A 17,876-nucleotide genomic window follows, 5' to 3' on the forward strand; every position below is an offset into this window, starting at 1 on the left:
GGGTGTCGCCCTGCGCCGACAGGGCGCAGCCCTTCCTGGGAAAGGGCCACAACAGCACGAGGTCGCTGACAGAGGAAGGCGGCAGCCGCTTTCGGACAGCAGTGACTGTGGTGCGTATCGGCGGCCGAGGACAGGGGAAGTTCGGACATTCTCCCCTATCCATGCGGGTATCCATGCGGGAGTGACGTATGGGGTGATTGATCGCTTCGGGGCGTCATGCGTGCTCGCTGCGCGGGTGCGCGGCGGCGAGCGCCCGGCGATTTCAGTGCCGGCCGGGCGTCACGGCGCGTTCGCAGCGGTCTGTACGGCGCGGTGGACGGCTCGGGCCAGGCGGGCGCCCCACAGTGAGCGGGGGCCTGCGAAGGCGTGGGGTGCTTCGCCCGGGCACGGCGTGCGGGCCGCGATGCACACGGCGTCGGTGGGCGTTCCGGAGCAGTCGTGGCCCGTGTTCAGCAGGGCCTGGACCTTGGCTTCGGTGGCGGTGGCGACCGCGTTGACCAGCGCGGCGTCGGTCAGCGCGACGGGGAGCGCGACGACGATGTTGATCGTGCCGGGGCGGGCGGGCGTGATCGCGCCCTGGGCCGGGGAGGCGGCCCAGCCCCGTACGCCCAGCCCCGCGGTGGCGGTGGCCTCGACGCCTGTGTCGTGTGCGTGGCCGTAGGCCCGGACGTCGGCGGCCGTCATGAGCCCGACCCCCGGCCCCTCCATGCGGGCCTCGGCAGCGAGGTCGGCGAGGTGCCGGTCGGGGTCGGTGCGTCGGTAACCGTGGGACACCTGGGCGTTGAGGACCCAGGCGCGCTCCCCCAGTCCGCCGCCGAGTACGGCGCTGCTGATCATCCGCCAGCCCGTACCCGCCCTCCACAGCAGGGCGTGCAGCTGTTCGCCGTCCTCGGTGCGGGTGAGTTGTTGCGGTGGCAGCAGTCCGGTGGTGGTGCGGGGTGGTGGGATGACGGCGCTCACCGAACAGACACTCCTTGTGTGGCCGGGGGACGGCGTCGAGGCGGTCCGCACCGCCCGCCCCGGCACCGGATGGCTGGTCGAGTGTCCTATGACAGGCGGTCTCCGCGGGTCAGACCCCGGACACACAGCCAGACACAGGCAGACCCGGTCGGACGCCGTCGGAAGCCGTCAGACGCGGTCGGCGGCGATGAGGAGGTAGTGGAAGCTGCCCTCGCGGTATGCGGTCAGGAACGGGTCTTCGACGCCGGTGGCGAGGGAGGACTGGGCGCGCAGCTCCCAGTACGGGATCGTGGCCGACGTGAGGTCGACGACGTTGATGGGGACGAGGCCGTTGGCGGCCATCGCCTTGAAGTAGGCGCTGCGGGGATGGATGTTGCAGGTGTAGTGCTCGTCGATCCGGCTGACCGCCTTGGAGCGGCCGCCGGTCACATCGTTGTAGCAGCCCGTGATGACGACGTAGCGACCGCCGAAGGCCAGTTGGCGCGCGTGCTCGGAGAAGAGCTGGAACAGGTCCACGTACATGGTGGACTCGTTGTTCCAGATGCCCTGGAAGGCTCCGGTCGGGAAGCCGGTGTCCAGCATGTTGCGGAAGTGGTAGCGCACCTTGTCGTCCACGCCCCGCTTGTGGGCCTGGCCGTTGGCGAAGTCGACCTGGGCCTGGGAGATGGACACACCGTCGACCTGGCAGCCGAAGCGCGCGTTGGCCATGATGCTGCTGCCGCCCCGGCCGCATCCGGCGTCGAGGAGGCGGTGCTCGGGGGCGATCGGGCCGAGGTGGTCGAGGAGGGTGTCGGCCTGTGCCGATTCCAGTCGGTGCAGTTCCTCGATGATGCGTGCGTCGCGGGTGTCCTCGGGGCCTTCCAGGACGGAGGGGTCGTAGTCGCCGAGCCCGTAGTGGTGGTGGTACAGGCCGTCGACGTCGCCCAGGCTCAGGTTGACCGGGTCCTTCTCGTTGTTCCAGTAGTCCGCAACGGACTGCTGGTAGGCCGTGCGCAGCACGGGGGCCGCGGGAGAGAGAGGGGCGGTGGTCATGGGGAGGCTCCTTGACTGCATGCGGAAGGATCGCGTGGGTGGCAACAAAGGGGGAAGGTCGGGCTCAGGCGTCGTGGTAGCGGAGGCTTCCGCTGTGCCATTCACGGTTGCCGCCGAGCCAGGCCCATACGCCCGCGAGGAAGTGGCGCAGCTGCGGCGATCCGGTGAGGACAAGGGCCGCGGCCTCCGCCTCGAAGGTGCGGACCAGCTCGTCGTGGATCTCCACGCTGCGTTCGACCGCCTCGCGCGGTGAGCACCGCTCCTCGGCGGCGATCACGCTGGGCAGGTTGAACTCCACGCCCGAGGAGTGGTCTTCCTTCGCCATCGAGTACAGGTCGTTGACGAGCGTGCTGGCCGTGGCGGCCATCGTCACGGCGCGGCGGACTCGCGGGTCGGCATACTCGGAGGCCGCCACCGAGTAGCCGCCGACCACGTCGACCAGTGCGATGCAGGGCAGGAAGCTGTTGATCTGACGGTGCGCCAGATATTCCTGGACGGTGGGCATATGGCCGCGGGAGCGCCAGGAACCCTCCTGTCCGTACCCCACGAAGAGGACCGCGACCTCATGGCGGAGCCGGGCCACCTGGGAGGGGTCCGCGTACCTGGCCAGGTCGCGCAGCCCGGAGCGCAGGGCGACCCGGACGGGGTCGTCGGCCAGGTCCCGTTCCCATGCGGGTGCGTAGCCGGCCGGGAGGTGGGCGGGGTCGAGGGCCGTGTAGGCGGGGCCGAGGTGCGAGCCGAGGAGTTCGGTCCGCGAGCCCATGGTCTCGTCGTCGCAGTAGTAGTCGTCCGTGGCCCACTCCGCCAGCGCACATTTGGCCGCGGCCAGCAGGCGGTCCGGGTCGTCGCTGTCGGGGTGCGCCAGCATCATCAGGCGCCCGAAGTCGGCCGCGCGTACGCGTGCGAGGCGCCCGGCGTAGAGGCCGACCTCCTCCGCCCAGTCGACCAGCCGGTCGTTGACCTCCTGGCCGAGCGCCTGGTCGTCCCGTATCGCGGGCGGGCAGTACAGCTCGGGGACGCCGGTGCCCGCTCCGCCCGTCGTGTCCGGTGCCTTGCTGGTCGCCCTCCTGGCCGTGATGCGGGCCGCGGAGGTGCCGATCCCGGTCGGTCCGGTGGGTACGGCGGTGCGCGCCTGGTGGCGGACGGTTCCCGGCAGCGTCTTCGGAGCGGGCGGGCGGATTCCCTGACTGTGGGTGAGGAGGGTGGCCGCGAGTCGCGCCACATGGTGGCGGGCCAGGGGCGCGGCCATCCGGGACAGCTGTGACACCGGTTCTGCTCTCCGTTCGCGCCGTCCACGTCAGGACGGGGTGTGGAAGACCTCGACGTTCTCCAGGACGCCCAGCGCGTCGGGCACGAGAACGGCCGCCGAGTAGTAGGTGCTGACCAGGTAGGAGATCAGGGCCTGGTCGTTGATGCCCATGAACCGCACGTTGAGGCCCGGCTCGTACTCGTCGGGGATGCCTGTCTGGCGCAGGCCGACCACCCCTTCCTCCGCCTCCCCCAGGCGCATCGCGAGGATGGCGGAGGTGCCCGCGTCCGAGACGGGGATCTTGCCGCAGGGAAGGATCGGCACGCCGCGCCAGGCGGGCACCGGGTGGCCGGCGACATCGGCGCTGTCGAACGCCAGGCCCCGCTTGTTGCATTCGCGGCCGAGGGCGGCGATGGCACGCGGGTGCGCGAAGAACGCCTTGGTCCCGCGCCGCATGCTCAGCAGTTCGTCCATGTCGTCCGGCGTGGGCGGGCCGGAGTGGGTGGAGATGCGCTGGCTGTAGTCGGCGTTGTGCAGCAGTCCGAACTCGGGGTTGTTGACCAGCTCGGACTCCTGGCGTTCGCGCAGGGCCTCGATGGTCAGTCGCAGCTGCTGCTCGACCTGGTCCATCGGGTCGTTGTAGAGGTCGGCGACCCGGGTGTGCACCCGCAGAATCGTCTGGGCCACGCTCAGCTCGTACTCGCGGGGCTGGAGTTCGTAGTCGACGAAGGTCCCCGGGATCACCGGCTCACCGGTGTGGCCGGCGGCCAGGGCGATGTTCGCCTCGCCCTTCTTGTTCTGCGGGCGCCGCTTCTCCGCCTCGCGCTGCCGGACGTGGGCCCGCAACTGGTCGTCGCGGTCGGCCACTTCCTCGTACGCGGCCCGGGGCAGGGCCAGCACCGTGCACGCCGTCATCGCACGCGCCGTGAACTCCCACTCCCCCGGCTCCTCGGCCACCGCCTGTGCGCCGAAGAAGCCGCCGTCGGACAGCACACCGCGGCGGGTCTGCTCGCCGTAGTTTCCGGTGCCGACCTTCTCCACCTTTCCGTGCACGATCAGATAGACGTGGTCGACGGCCCCGCCCTGTTCGGCGATCACCTGGCCGGGGCCGTACTGCTGCCGGCGGCACCGGTCGGCGAGCGCCCGCAGCGTCCTGTCGTCCTCGAACCCGCGCAGCAGCGGAAGTTCCCCGAGCTCTGCCGGGACGACCCGGACCGCGCTCCCCTCCTGGACGAAGGTGACCCGGCCGTCGCCGACCTCGTACACCAGGCGTCGGTTGACCCGGTACGCGCCGCCCTTGACCTCCACCCACGGCAGCGTGCGCAGCAGCCAGCGCGAGCTGGTGCCCTGCATCTGCGGGACGGTCTTGGTGGTGGTCGCCAGGTTCCGCGCAGCGGCGATCCCGAGGCTGAGCTGTGTCCGGCCGGTCGGCTGCTCGGGCTGCTGCGGGTCCACTGCGATCGACATCCTGGTCCCTTCCATGGGGGCGCACGCATCAAGAAGGAGCCCTCGGAATCACCTGATCGGGCGACGAGAAGCTCCTGTTCCGCAAGTGAACCAGCGGGTAGTGATGTTGGTCGAAACCACTGGCGGCACAGAGATCTTTTTGCGCCACCCGCCTGCCGCGCGCCGTGCGGTCCGTCGCAGTGCAGCACGTGGAAATCCGCAGCTCAAAGTGTCCGCTATGCTGCGCTAACTCACCCTTTGATCAAGTCGACACACACGCGAGGCGAGTGGTCCGGCGCCACGAAGCCCGCCGGCGAGGTGGCCGATAGTGCGCGGTCGAGCGCTCGTCGATCGTGCCTGGTTCTCAGCTCCCGGAGCCGGCGCGGGGGGGTGCCTGTGACCTGGCGGCGCTCTGGCAGGGCGGCGCATTCTAGTCGGCCAACGGCCGTCGCATCTCTGCCATTTCCCGCAGTCTTTGGTGCTCAGGATGGTGGCGCGCGGCGGCTCGGGCTGCTGGACGGCCCGCGATTCCCCTCGGGACAGCCCCGCGGATCAGCCCTGCGGGGAAAATTCCTGTCGGCGAAGGCCAGGTACCCTCAACGTGTTCGAGAACCAGCAGAACCAGCATCTGTCACGGCGCCGTCTGCTCGGACTGGCGGCCCTCAGTGGCGCCGCCGTCGCCGGCATGACCACGATTTCCGCCGCCCCGCGTGCCGCGGCCGCCGACAAGCGGGGTCCGCACGCCGACAGCGGCTCGTTCGTCCCGGCCGTGGTGATCGGTACGGGGTACGGCGCCGCGGTGTCCGCACTGCGGCTCGGCGAGGCCGGGATTCCGACGCTCATGCTCGAAATGGGCCAGCTGTGGAACACGCCCGCGGACGACGGCAACGTCTTCTGCGGAATGCTCAAGCCCGACCGCCGCTCCAGCTGGTTCAAGTCGCGCACCGAGGCCCCGCTGGGCTCGTTCCTGTGGCTGGACGTGATCAACCGGAACATCGACCCGTACGCGGGTGTGCTGGACAAGGTCCACTTCGACCAGATGTCGGTGTACGTGGGGCGGGGCGTCGGCGGCGGCTCGCTGGTCAACGGCGGCATGGCCGTCGTCCCGAAGCGCGCGTACTTCGAGGAAGTGCTGCCGCAGGTGGACGCCGCGCAGATGTACGAGCGGTACTTCCCGCGCGCCAACGCCGCGCTGAAGGTGAACCACATCGATCCGGGCTGGTTCGAGGAGACGGAGTGGTACAAGTTCGCGCGGGTCTCGCGCGAACAGGCCGGCAAGGCGGGTCTGAACACCACCTTCGTCCCCAACGTCTACGACTTCGACCACATGCGGCGCGAGGCCACCGGTGAGGCGCCCAAGTCCGCGCTGGCGGGCGAGGTCATCTACGGCAACAACCACGGCAAGCAGAGCCTGGACAAGACCTATCTGGCCGCCGCGCTCGGCACCGGAAAGGTCACCATCGAGACCCTGCACCGGGTCACCGCGATCCGGCAGCAGGCGGACGGCAGTTACGTGCTGTCCGTGGACCAGAGCGACGCCAACGGCACGGTGATCACCCACAAGGAGATCGCCTGCCGTCACCTGTTCCTCGGCGCCGGCAGCCTCGGTTCGACCGAGCTGCTGGTGCGGGCCCGGGACACCGGCGCGCTGCCCCACCTCAACGCCGAGGTCGGGGAGGGTTGGGGCCCCAACGGCAACATCATGACCGGACGGGCCAACCACGTGTGGAATCCCACAGGTTCCCACCAGTCGTCGATCCCCGCCCTGGGGATCGACGACTGGGACAACCCCGCCGCCCCGGTCTTCGCGGAGATCGCGCCGATGCCGGCCGGTCTGGAGACCTGGGTGAGCCTCTATCTGGCGATCACCAAGAACCCCGAGCGCGGCACCTTCGTCTACGACAAGGCCACCGACCGGGCGGTGCTGCGCTGGACCCGGGAGCAGAACGCGCCCGCGGTCGAGGCCGCGAAGTCGCTGTTCGACCGGATCAACAAGGCCAACACCACGATGTACCGCTACGACCTGTTCGGGCCGCAGCTGAAGAACTTCTCCGACGACTTCTGCTACCACCCGCTCGGTGGCTGCGTCCTGGGCAAGGCCACCGACGGGTACGGCCGGGTCGCGGGCTACCGCAACCTCTACGTCACCGACGGCGCGCTCATCCCGGGGTCGATCGGGGTCAACCCGTTCGTGACCATCACGGCGCTGGCCGAGCGGAACATCGAGCGGATCATCGCGGAGGACGTCAAGGTCGCGCGCTAGGGCCTGCCGTCGGGTCCGCAACGTCTCCTCGTCCGCCCGGAGGGCGGGCCGGCACACCGTCCGGCAGGCGGGACGTTGCGGACCCGACGCAGCCGTTCCGTTGGAACGGCGGTCGGTCCGTGGTGCTTCAGCTGCGCGTCGGTTCGCTCGTGCCCCGAAGGACGGGACGGTCTACGGATTTTCCGGTGGGTGGCGTGAGATCACAGAGGGGTGCGGCCAGTCGATCCGCATGCGGGTGCGCTCTCAGAACCTCCGCCAGTCATCGTGAAAGGGAATCCATGGACTCCGCCCGACGGCCGATCCTCTTCGTCAGTCTTCCGGAGAGTGGGCTGGCCAACCCGCTGCTCGTGCTCGCCGAGGAACTCTCCCGCCGGAACGTGCCGGACCTGTGGTTCGCCACCGACGAGCCGCGGCGCGAGGACGTGAAGGGGATTTCGGTGGGCTCCCCGGTGGAGTTCGCCTCGCTGGGGGAGGTCGTCAGCGAGCTGTCGGCGGTGACGTGGAGCGACGAGGTCTACCGGGACGTCACGCAGTCGTCGCGGTTCAAGGCGCATCGGGCGGTGATCAGGCAGTCGTTCGTGCCGGCGGCGCAGGACGCGAAGTTCCGGAAGCTCGCGGCGATCGTCGACGAGGTCAAACCGGCGTTGATGGTCATCGACTGCATCAGTGGGTTCGGCATCGAGTTGGCCATCGCCCGGCGGATTCCGTACGTGCTGAGCGTGCCGTTCGCACCCAGCAACGTGCTGACGGCGTTCACGCCGTTCGGAAAGGGGTACACGCCGTGGGGCTTCCCCGTTCCGCACACCGGGCTGCCGCGTCGCATGACGCTGACCCAGCAGCTCAGGAACCAGTTGTTCAAGTGGCAGACCCTGGCGATGTTCCTCTCGCCGCAGATGGGCAAGGTGCTGGCGCAGGACACCCAGCGGCGCAAGGAACACGGTCTGCCGTCGATGAGCCCGATGGCGCGGATCGAGAGCGCCGAGCTGGTGCTGTGCAATTCGATCGCCGAGCTGGACTATCCCGTTCGGTTGCCGCCGCAGATGCGGCTGGTCGGGACGATGGTGCCGCCGCTGCCGGAGGCCCCGGACGACGAGGAGCTGTCGGGCTGGTTGGACGCGCAGTCCTCGGTGGTCTATGCGGGATTCGGAACGATCACCCGGCTGACACGGGATCAGGTCAGTGCGATGGTGGAGGTGGCCAGGCGCCTCGACGGACGGCATCAGGTGTTGTGGAAGCTGCCGTCGGCACAGCAACACCTGCTGCCGCCGAAGGAGACCCTGCCGGGGAATCTGCGTATCGAAAGCTGGGTGCCGTCTCAACTGGACGTGCTCGCGCACCCCAACGTGAAGGTGTTCTTCACCCATGCCGGCGGCAATGGCTACAACGAGGGCATGTACTTCGGGAAGCCGCTGGTGGTCCGGCCCTTGTGGGTCGATTGCTACGACCAGGCGGTGCGTGGCCAGGACTTCGGGATCAGCCTGACCCTCGATCGCCCGCGGGGCATGGACGTCAACGACGTGGTCGACAAGTTGACCCGCGTACTGGAGACCCCCTCCTTCCGCCGGAAGGCGGAGCGGCTCGGTGCGCTGCAGCGGGCGGCGGGCGGTCGGACGGCCGCCGCCGACCTGATCCTCGGGCTGCCGGCCCTGGCCAAGGCATCGCAGTGAATGCGCCTGTGGGCGCGTATCGGACGTGTGGAAGCACGAGGAGGATGAGGTAGCGGATGTCGTTCAAATACCCTGTGTCCCGGCCCGCGTTGACCGGGCGGGAGCTGGAGTACCTGACCGCCACGGTCGAGGACGGGTGGATATCGTCGCAGGGGCCCATGGTCCGGCGTTTCGAGCGGGCCTTCGCCGATTACAACGCGTCCGCGCACGGCGTGGCCTGTTCGTCCGGGACGACCGCACTGACCTTGGCGCTTCGTGCCCTGGGTGTCGGACCGGGCGATGAGGTGATCGTCCCGGAGTTCACGATGGTGGCCTCCGCGTGGGCGGTGACGTACACCGGTGCGACGCCGGTCTTCGTCGACTGCGGGGACGACCTCAACATCGATGTCTCCCGCATCGAAGAGAAGATCACGTCACGGACGAAGGTCGTCATGCCCGTCCACATCTACGGGCGGCGCTGCGACATGGACGCCATCACGGACCTCGCGTTCCAGTACAACCTGAAGGTCGTGGAGGACAGTGCCGAGGCGCACGGCGTCCGGCCGACCGGGGACATCGCCTGCTACTCGCTGTTCGCCAACAAGATCATCACGTCGGGCGAGGGGGGCATCTGCCTCACCGACGACCCCAAACTGGCGGACCAGATGGCGCATTTGCGGGCCATGGCCTTCACCAAGGACCACAGCTTCCTGCACAAGAAGGTGGCCTACAACTTCCGGATGACGGCCATGCAGGCCGCCGTCGCGCTGGCGCAGACCGAGCGGCTCGACGAGATCCTCGAAACCCGGCGCGGCATCGAGCGGCGCTACGACGAGGGGCTGGCCGATGTCCCCGGGATCACGCTGATGCCACCGCGGGACGTGCTGTGGATGTACGACCTGCGGGCCGAACGCCGCGAGGAGCTGCGGGAGTTCCTGGCCGACGAGTCGATCGAAACCCGGCTGTTCTTCAAGCCGATGAGCCGGCAGCCCATGTACTTCCATCCCGATTGGCCCTCGCTCAAGGCGAGCGCCTTCGCCGAGGACGGGCTGTACCTGCCCACGCACACCGAACTCACGCCCGCAGAACAGGACTTCGTGATCGACCGGATCCGTGCGTTCTACGGCGCCAGCTGACGGACCGTTCGAGAGGGGATACCCACCCATGAAGCACACAGGCCCGGCCGTGCCGCGAACCTGCCCGGTCGCGGCCCAGACAGCTCCGGCCAGCGACGTGACGGATCCGGCGATGGTCGACTTTCCGCTGCGCCAGCCCGGCGTGCCGTTCCCACCGCCCGACTACGCCGACTACCGCGACCGGCAGGGGCTGGTCCTCTCACACCTGCCCGACGGCAAGCGGGTGTGGCTGGTCACCCGCCACGAGGACGTCCGCGCCGTACTGACCAACCCCAAGATCAGCTCCAACCCCGAGCACGAGGGATTCCCCAACGTCGGGAAGACCGTGGGAGTGCCCAAGCAGGATCAGATCCCGGGTTGGTTCGTGGGGATGGACTCCCCCGAGCACGACCGGTTCCGCAAGGCCCTGATCCCGGAGTTCACCGTACGGCGGGTACGCGCGATGCGGCCGGCGATCGAACGCACGGTGGAGGCGCGTCTGGACGAGATGCTGGCCGCGGGCAACACCGCGGACCTCGTTGCCGACTACGCGCTGCCCATCCCCTCCCTGGTGATCTCCGCACTGCTCGGAGTACCGCCCACGGACCGCGACTTCTTCGAGTCCAGGACCCGCGTGCTGGTCTCCCTCCGTGGCTCCACCGAAGAGCAGCGCATGACGGCCGGCAAGGAACTGCTGCGCTACATCAACCGGCTGATCTCCATCAAGGAGAAGTGGCCCGGCGACGACCTGGTGAGCCGGCTGCTGGCCAACGGCGCCATCGCCCCCCACGAGCTGTCGGGTGTGCTGATGCTGCTGCTCATCGCCGGCCACGAGACCACCGCCAACAACATCGCGCTCGGCGTGGTCACGCTGCTGACACACCCCCAGTGGATCCATGACGACCGGGCCGTGGAGGAGACACTGCGCTTCCACTCCGTCGCCGACTTGGTCTCCCTGCGGGTGGCCGTCGAGGACGTGGAGATCGCCGGTCAGCTCATCAAGGCGGGCGAGGGCATCGTGCCGCTGGTCGCTGCGGCCAACCACGACGAGAGCGTCTTCGAATGCCCCCACGAGTTCGACCCCTCCCGGTCCGCACGCAGCCACGTGGCCTTCGGCTACGGCGTGCACCAGTGCCTGGGGCAGAACCTGGTGCGGGTCGAGATGGAGGTCGCCTACCGGAAGCTCTTCGAACGCATCCCCAACCTCCAACTCGACGTTCCGGTGGACGGGTTGGGCATCAAGTACGACAGCGTGCTCTACGGGCTGCACGAGCTTCCGGTCCGCTGGTAGCCGCCGGGCCCCGCCGCCCGCCGGCGCGTGCCACCCGATCACCGGGCGGTCGACGTTCACCGCAGGAGAGACCAGGAGAGATATCGACATGCGAATCACCGTTGCCCCCGACCGCTGTGTGGGGGCGGGCCAGTGCGTGCTCAACGCGCCCGCGCTCTTCGACCAGGACGACGACGGACTCGTCACCCTCCTCGCCGATCCCGGCGCCGACCAGGAGTCCGCGGCCCGAGTGGCGAGTGGCCTGTGCCCGTCCCGCGCGATCACCGTGCACGAGGGTTGAGGCCGGCCCCGGGCAGCAGCCCGGGGCCGGCCCCCGGCGTTGTCCCCAACTTTGACGAGAGTGCTTGAGATCCGGGAGTGATGGTGCCCGTCCACGCAGATGATTACGTGATCCAGCCGCCCACCGACACGGCGGAGCCACTGGGCGGCTACACGCTGCCCGAGGTCTTCGAGGCCGCCGTGGGATCCGCTCCCGACTCCCCGGCCGTCGTCGACGGGGACCGCTCGTGGACGTGGGCGCAGTGGCGGGCGGACGTCGACGCGCTGGCCCGCGGCCTACAGGAGTCCGGGGTCTCGCCCGGCGAGGTCGTCGCGGTACAACTCCCGAACTGCTGGGAGCTGCAGACGCTGCATCTGGCCGTCGCGGCCGCCGGTGCGGTGCTGCTGCCCGTCCACCAGGGCACGACGGTCCCGGAGCTCCAGGCGCTGTTGGCCCGGGCGGAACCCGTCCTGCTCGTCCTGTCGGCCGCCGGGAGCGGGGGTGCGACGACGCGTTCGCTCAGGGAGGGCGTCCCGTCACTGCGTGGGGTGCTGTTGACCGGCGCGCCGGAGGCGGAGTGCCAGGCGGCGGGTGCCGGGTCGCTGGACGGGCTGCTGGCGGCCTGGGCGGGCGACCGGCCCCGGCCGGTGGACGTCACCCCCGACCTGCCGCTCGTCCTGATCCCCTCGTCCGGCACGGTCTCCGCGCGGCCCAAGCTCTGTGTGCACAGCCACGACGGTCTGCTGTCGAACACCGCAGCCGTCGTCGCCGAGGACGCCGACGCCTTTTCCGGTACGGTCCTCACGGCCTGCCCGATGACCCATCTGTTCGGCCTCCAGGCCATGCACGCGGCGCTGCTCGCCGCCTGCGGACAGGTGCTGCTCACCCGGTGGGACGTGGAGCGCTTCCTGGAGCTGGCACGGGAGCACGCGCCCCGCGTCGTCTTCGCCGTGCCCGCGCAACTGCAGGATGTCCTCGCGCGACTCGCCAGGACGGACGGGCCGACGGGCTTCGCGCCGCACCAGGTGCGTACGGCGGGGGCCGCCCTCGCGCCCGCGCTCGCCGCCCGGGTGCGCGCCGTCCTCGACTGCGAACTGGTCGTGGTGTGGGGCATGTCCGAGATCGGTACCGGCTCCCGTACCCGGGCCCAGGACCCCGACGGCAGCGTGGGTCGGCCGGTCCCCGGCGTGGACCTCCGGGTCGTCGACGAGCACGGCGAGGTGTGCGCGGCGGGCGAGACGGGTGAACTCCACTACCGGGGGCCCGGACTGTTCCGCGGCTATTTCCGTGAGCCGGAACTGACCCGCTCGGCCCTCACCGAGGACGGCTGGCTGCGCACCGGCGATCTCGCGGCCGTCGGCGCGGACGGAGTGGTGGTACTCCGCGGCCGGGCTGCCGACCTGATCAACAGCGGCGGCCGGAAGTTCAGCGCCGGCGAGGTCGAGGGACTGCTCGCGGGTCTCGCGGGACTGGGTCCGCTGGCCGTGGCCGGCGCACCGGACGACCGGCTCGGGGAGTACCCGTGCCTGGTCGTGACCGACCGCGCGGACCGCACGATCGGCCTGAGCGAAGTGACCGCGTTCCTGCACCGGCTGGGTCTCGACGACCACAAGATCCCCCTCGAACTGGTCTCCTTGCCCGAGCTTCCCCTCTCCCCCGCCGGGAAGCTCGACCGCCGGGCACTCGACCGGCTGCTCACCGGCCTCGGGACGGTGTCCGTCCCGGCCCGGCTCGGCGCGCTCCCGCCGTACACGGTCGAGGAGGCGCTGGAACTCGTACGCGACTGCGTCGGTCGGTTGCTCGGGAGCGACGGCGGGTCCGTCCCCTTCTCCCCGGAGGCCGACTTCCGTCAGCTCGGCCTCGATTCCATCCTCGCGGTGCGGCTGCGCAATCTGCTGCGGGAGGAGACCGGGCTGCCGCTTCCGACCACGTTGGCTTTCGACTTCCCCACCCCGCGGGCCGTCGCGCGCCTCCTGGCCGAGCAGGAGGAGACATCCCCGGAGGAGCCGTTCCGTACCCCGGCGGACGATGCCGACCCGGTGGCCATCATCGGCATGGCCTGCCGGCTGCCGGGCGGGGCCGGCTCCCCCGAGGCCCTGTGGGAGCTGCTCACCGAGGGGACCGACGCCATGTCCCCCTTCCCCGAGGACCGCGGCTGGGACCTGGACCGGCTCTTCGACGACGATCCCGACCGACCGGGTACCTGCTACGCCCGCGAAGGCGGATTCCTGCACGACGCGGGCGACTTCGACGCCGGCTTCTTCGGCCTGTCCGACCGGGAGGCGACGGCGATCGATCCGCAGCAGCGGCTGCTCCTGGAGACGGCCTGGGAGACCGTCGAGCGTGCCGGCATCGCCCCGGAGTCACTGCGGGGAACCCGTACGGGCGTGTTCGCGGGCGCGATGGACCGCGGCTACGGTGCCATCGCGTCCGCCACTCCCAGCCCTTGGGAGAGCATGCTCACCACCGGGGCCGCCGGTAGCGCGATCTCGGGGCGCATCGCCTACACCTACGGGCTCGAAGGCCCCGCGATCACGGTCGACACCGCCTCCTCGTCCTCCCTCGTCGCCCTGCACCTGGCCTGTCGGTCCCTGCGGTCGGGCGAGACCGACCTGGCGCTGGCCGGCGGCGTCACCGTCATGGCGACCCCGACGCCCTTCTCGCACTTCGCCCGGCTGCGCGCGCTCTCCCCCGACTCCCGCTCCAAGGCGTACGCCGACGCCGCGAACGGGTCCGCGTGGTCGGAGGGCGCGGGGTTGCTGCTGCTGGAGCGGCTGAGCGACGCCCGGCGCAACGGGCACCGTGTCCTGGCGCTCGTACGGGGCTCGGCCGTGAATCAGGACGGCGCCTCCAACGGGCTCACCGCCCCGAGCGGGCCCGCGCAGCAGCGCGTCATCCGTCAGGCCCTGGCCGACGCCGGACTGACCCCGCAGGACGTGGACGCCCTGGAAGGGCACGGCACCGGCACTCCCCTCGGCGACCCCATCGAGGCCCAGGCCCTGCTGGCCACGTACGGCCAACAGCGGCCCGAGGACCGGCCGTTGTGGCTGGGGTCGGTGAAGTCGAACATCGGGCACACGCAGGCCGCCGCCGGAGTCGTCGGGGTCATCAAGACCGTGCTCGCGCTGGACCACGGCGTCCTGCCACGGACGCTGCACGTGGACACCCCTTCGGCCAAGGTGGACTGGTCCGCCGGTTCGGTGCGGCTGCTGACCGAGGCCCGGCCCTGGCCGCGGGAGAGCGGACGCACGCGCCGGGCGGGGGTGTCCTCGTTCGGGCTCACCGGGACCAATGCGCATGTGATCCTGGAGGAGGCACCGGGGGAGATCGCGGAGGAGGCACGGGGTGCGTCGGGGCCGACGCGGGTCCCGGAGCCGGCCGACGACCCGGCCGTGCCCTGGGTGCTTTCCGCCCGGAGCCGGGTGGCGCTGCGTACACAGGCGCGGCTCCTGGCCGAGCACATGGCGGCCCACCCGGAGCTGCGTGCCCAGGATGTCGCCCACGCCCTGACCACCACCCGCAGCCTGCACCGGCACCGGGCCGTCGTCACCGGCTCCGACCGGGCACAACTCCTCGCCGCGACAGCGGAATTCGGCCGTGGTGAGCGCGCCGCCGGCGTCGTCCCGCACGATGCCGCACCGGGCGGGCTGGCCTTCGTCTTCCCCGGACAGGGCAACCAGCGCCCCGGCATGGGACGGGCGGCGGCCGCGGCGTTCCCCGCCTTCGGGCAGGCGCTGCGCGAGGTGTGCGCCACCATGGATCCCCTGCTGCCGCGGCCGCTGACCTCGGTGATGTGGGCGGCTCCCGAATCCGACGAGGCGGCCCTTCTCGACGACACCACCTACACCACGCCCGCGCTCTTCGCCATCCAGGTGGCCCTGTACCGGCTGTTCGAGTCCTGGGGCGTGGTCCCCGCTCACCTGGTGGGTCACTCGGCCGGGGAGATCTCCGCCGCCCATGTCGCCGGTGTGCTCTCCCTGCAGGACGCGTGCACCCTGGTGGCGGCCCGCGGCAGGCTCATGGGCACGCTGCCGCCCGGTGGTGCGACGGTGGCGATACGCATCACGGAGGACGAAGTGCTGCCGTGGCTGGCGGAGTCGCGGGACTGCGTATCGATCGCCGCCGTCAACGGGCCGAACTCCGTGGTGCTCTCGGGCGCCGAGGCCCCACTCATGGCGCTCACCGACCGGCTCCGCGCCGCAGGTCACAAGACCCGGCGGATCGGGGTGCCCGTCGCGGCCCATTCACCGCTGATGGATCCGATGCTGGAGGAGTTCCGCGCGGTCGCCCGTGCGCTGTCCTATGCCGCGCCCACCGTACCGCTCGTCTCCACCCTCACCGGCCGCCCCTTGACCGACGAGGAGGCGCACGACCCGGACCACTGGGTGCGGCACGTGCGGCAGTCCGTACGTTTCAAGGACGCGATCGACCGGCTCCGGGACGAGCGTGTCACCGGGTTCCTGGAACTGGGTGTCGACCCGGTGCTCACGCCGATGATCGACGAGTGCATGGAGTCGGCCGCCCCGCAGCCCGGAGTCGCCGTGATGCCGAGTCTGCAGGCCGCCGTGCCGGATCGGCATGCCCTGCTCACCGCGGTCGCCCGGGTGCACGCCCATGGCGTCCCCGTCGACTGGGACGCGGTGCTGCCCGGGGCCCGGCCCGCGCCGCTGCCGACGTACGCGTTCCAGCGGCGGCGGTTCTGGCTGGCGCCGACTCCAGGGAAAGCGGCGGGACCGGCCGCCGACTGGGGGGTCGCGGATGCCACCGGCTTCGGGGGTGCCCCGGTCGGCGCGGACGGGGCGGCCGCCGGTGAGGAGTCGCCGGGGCTGGACGCCCGCCTTTCCGGCCTCGACGAGGCCGAGCAGAACGCACTCGTACTGGCCCTGGTCCTCGACGAGACCTCGGCCGTGCTCGGCGGCCAGGAGACGCGCGGCGAGGAGGGCAGCCGTACGTTCAAGGAGATGGGAATCAACTCGGTGAACGCGGTCGAACTGCGCAACCGCCTCATCGCGGCCACGGACCTGCGGCTGCCCGCCACGCTCGTGTACGACTTCCCCACCCCGAAAGCGGTGGTCCGACTCGTACGTGAGCGCAGCACGGCGCGGCCCGCCTCCCCCCTGCGCGATGTGGAGTCGGTCGTGGCCGAGTTGGAGGCCCTGCTCACCACCGGCGCGGAGGTCTCGGAGGAGACGGTGGCGCGGTTGAAGGCGGTGGCGGACGCGACGGCGGGGGTCGGCGATGGTACGGGCGCCGGTCGCGACGGGGCACTGGACCTGACATCGGCCAGCGACGAGGAGCTCTTCCAGCTGATGGACGCGGAGAGTTGACGGCCGGGTCGGGTGGGTGCGGGTCCGCTCCGGAGATCCCGCACCCACCCGTCGGCTGAATCCGGCATCCATGGCGTGCGCCGGCCCCTTGCCAACAGGGGCCGGCGCACTGTGCTGAAACTAGAAAATTCCGCATCGTTTCGGGCCGTAGGTTCCCGTCATGGACTCCAATTCCTCGGCGGCGGTGCAAGCCGCCCGCCACATCGCCATATCGTTCGTGGCCGCAGTGTCGGCGGTGGGACTCACCGCCCCTCTCGCCTCGGCCCAGCCCCGCACCGCGCCCGCCGAAGCGCCGGCCCGGCACGCGCCGCAGGCGTCGCTTGCCGCGCACGGCATTCCGTTCACCGACGCCAAGGTCACCCAGCAGACGGACGGCTCGTTCACCGTGACCTGGAAGGCGCCCGCGGTCGGTTCGGTCACCGTCTACGTCGGCGACAGAGTCGTGGCCCATGGCGGGCCCGAGGCCAACGTCACCGTACGCGGACTGCCCGCCGCCGACCGGCAGTGGTTCCGCCTCGTTCCCGACCAGGGAGACCCGCTCACCCTCGCCGACCGCTCACTGCACCTTCCGAGCGCGCCCAACTTCCGCGACGCGGGCGGCTACCGCACCACCGACGGCCGGTGGGTGAAGATGGGCGTGCTGTACCGCTCCAACGGCCTGCACACCCTCTCCGACGCCGACCTGGCCAAGCTCCAGCGTCTGGGCATCCGTACGGACGTCGACCTGCGCATGCCGGGCGAGCGCGCCGAGGGCCCGGACCGCGTACCCGCGGGCGCGCGCTACATCGCCGCCGATGTCCTGGGCGAGGACATCAAGGGTGACCTGCCCGCGACAGCCGCGGCATCCGAGCGGATGATGGTCGACACCTACCGGTGGCTCGTCTCCAAACCCTCCGCGCTCGACGCCTACCGATCGCTGTTCCTTCTCGCCGGCTCCTCCGGCTTCTCCCCGCTGGTCTACCACTGCGAGGGCGGCAAGGACCGTACGGGCTGGGGCAACGCCGCCCTGCTCACGGCCCTCGGTGTGGACCGCGACACGGTCACGCGGGACTACCTGGCCACCAACGACTACCTCGCGGCTCGGAACGCCGCCACCCTCGCCGAGCAGACCCCGGAGATGGCTGCCCGCCTCAAGCCGGTCCTGGACGCCAGGGTCACGTATCTGAACACGGCCTTCGACGAGGTCACGGCCCGCTTCGGCTCCTTCGACGCGTATCTGCGCGACGGGCTGGGCCTGAACAAGCAGGATCTGGAGCGGCTGCGGGAGACACTGCTCGTCGACTGACCG

Annotated in this window: 11 protein-coding genes; 7 read left to right on the forward strand and 4 right to left on the reverse strand. The window is 70.6% G+C overall.

Features of this window, described 5'->3' with window-relative positions:
• Positions 1-279: 279 nt before the first annotated feature.
• The 4 genes from JNO44_RS00460 to JNO44_RS00475 form a co-directional block, all read right to left on the reverse strand.
• Positions 280-960 (reverse strand): adenosylcobinamide amidohydrolase, encoded by a 681-nt coding sequence (locus JNO44_RS00460; protein WP_205360327.1) that lies wholly within the window; start codon positions 958-960, stop codon positions 280-282.
• Between the two features lie 168 nt (positions 961-1,128).
• Entirely contained in the window at positions 1,129-1,992 is an 864-nt protein-coding gene (locus JNO44_RS00465) for a geranyl diphosphate 2-C-methyltransferase (RefSeq protein ID WP_102922683.1), read from the reverse strand.
• A gap of 64 nt (positions 1,993-2,056) precedes the next feature.
• A complete protein-coding gene (locus tag JNO44_RS00470; protein ID WP_240167344.1) occupies positions 2,057-3,259 on the reverse strand; it encodes a family 2 encapsulin nanocompartment cargo protein terpene cyclase in 1,203 nt (400 codons plus the stop codon).
• A 30-nt stretch (positions 3,260-3,289) separates the two neighbouring features.
• Positions 3,290-4,708: a family 2B encapsulin nanocompartment shell protein gene (locus tag JNO44_RS00475; RefSeq protein WP_205360329.1), complete on the reverse strand. Its 1,419-nt coding sequence runs from the start codon at positions 4,706-4,708 to the stop codon at positions 3,290-3,292.
• A gap of 580 nt (positions 4,709-5,288) precedes the next feature.
• Between JNO44_RS00475 and JNO44_RS00480 the strand changes: the two genes are divergently transcribed.
• The 7 genes from JNO44_RS00480 to JNO44_RS00510 all read left to right on the forward strand — a co-directional run bounded on the left by JNO44_RS00480 (position 5,289) and on the right by JNO44_RS00510 (position 17,873).
• On the forward strand, positions 5,289-6,950 hold the full coding sequence (locus JNO44_RS00480; protein ID WP_205360331.1) for a GMC oxidoreductase: 1,662 nt from the start codon (positions 5,289-5,291) through the stop codon (positions 6,948-6,950).
• A gap of 278 nt (positions 6,951-7,228) precedes the next feature.
• A complete protein-coding gene (locus JNO44_RS00485) occupies positions 7,229-8,617 on the forward strand; it encodes a glycosyltransferase (protein WP_205360332.1) in 1,389 nt (462 codons plus the stop codon).
• Positions 8,618-8,673: 56 nt separating this feature from the next.
• Complete coding sequence (locus tag JNO44_RS00490) at positions 8,674-9,732, forward strand: DegT/DnrJ/EryC1/StrS family aminotransferase (protein WP_205360333.1); 1,059 nt, start codon at positions 8,674-8,676, stop codon at positions 9,730-9,732.
• A gap of 112 nt (positions 9,733-9,844) precedes the next feature.
• A complete protein-coding gene (locus JNO44_RS00495) occupies positions 9,845-11,002 on the forward strand; it encodes a cytochrome P450 (RefSeq protein WP_235095863.1) in 1,158 nt (385 codons plus the stop codon).
• Positions 11,003-11,090: 88 nt separating this feature from the next.
• Entirely contained in the window at positions 11,091-11,282 is a 192-nt protein-coding gene (locus JNO44_RS00500) for a ferredoxin (protein WP_073447146.1), read from the forward strand.
• An 80-nt stretch (positions 11,283-11,362) separates the two neighbouring features.
• Complete coding sequence (locus JNO44_RS00505) at positions 11,363-16,588, forward strand: type I polyketide synthase (RefSeq protein WP_205360337.1); 5,226 nt, start codon at positions 11,363-11,365, stop codon at positions 16,586-16,588.
• 160 nt (positions 16,589-16,748) lie between these two features.
• Positions 16,749-17,873 carry a tyrosine-protein phosphatase gene (locus JNO44_RS00510; protein WP_205360339.1) on the forward strand — a complete coding sequence of 375 codons (1,125 nt, stop codon included), beginning with the start codon at positions 16,749-16,751 and terminating at the stop codon, positions 17,871-17,873.
• Positions 17,874-17,876 lie beyond the last annotated feature (3 nt).

It is taken from the genome of Streptomyces noursei (genome assembly GCF_016917755.1).
GTDB classification, from domain to species: Bacteria; Actinomycetota; Actinomycetes; order Streptomycetales; family Streptomycetaceae; genus Streptomyces; species Streptomyces yunnanensis.

Bases quoted from the DNA above. Each gene is read 5' to 3' on its own strand.
- JNO44_RS00500 (WP_073447146.1), top strand. From the start codon at position 11,091: ATGCGAATCACCGTTGCCCCCGACCGCTGTGTGGGGGCGGGCCAGTGC.
- JNO44_RS00485 (WP_205360332.1), top strand. From the start codon at position 7,229: ATGGACTCCGCCCGACGGCCGATCCTCTTCGTCAGTCTTCCGGAGAGT.
- JNO44_RS00495 (WP_235095863.1), top strand. From the start codon at position 9,845: ATGGTCGACTTTCCGCTGCGCCAGCCCGGCGTGCCGTTCCCACCGCCC.
- JNO44_RS00510 (WP_205360339.1), top strand. From the start codon at position 16,749: ATGGACTCCAATTCCTCGGCGGCGGTGCAAGCCGCCCGCCACATCGCC.
- JNO44_RS00505 (WP_205360337.1), top strand. From the start codon at position 11,363: ATGGTGCCCGTCCACGCAGATGATTACGTGATCCAGCCGCCCACCGAC.
- JNO44_RS00490 (WP_205360333.1), top strand. From the start codon at position 8,674: ATGTCGTTCAAATACCCTGTGTCCCGGCCCGCGTTGACCGGGCGGGAG.
- JNO44_RS00465 (WP_102922683.1), bottom strand. From the start codon at position 1,992: ATGACCACCGCCCCTCTCTCTCCCGCGGCCCCCGTGCTGCGCACGGCC.
- JNO44_RS00475 (WP_205360329.1), bottom strand. From the start codon at position 4,708: ATGTCGATCGCAGTGGACCCGCAGCAGCCCGAGCAGCCGACCGGCCGG.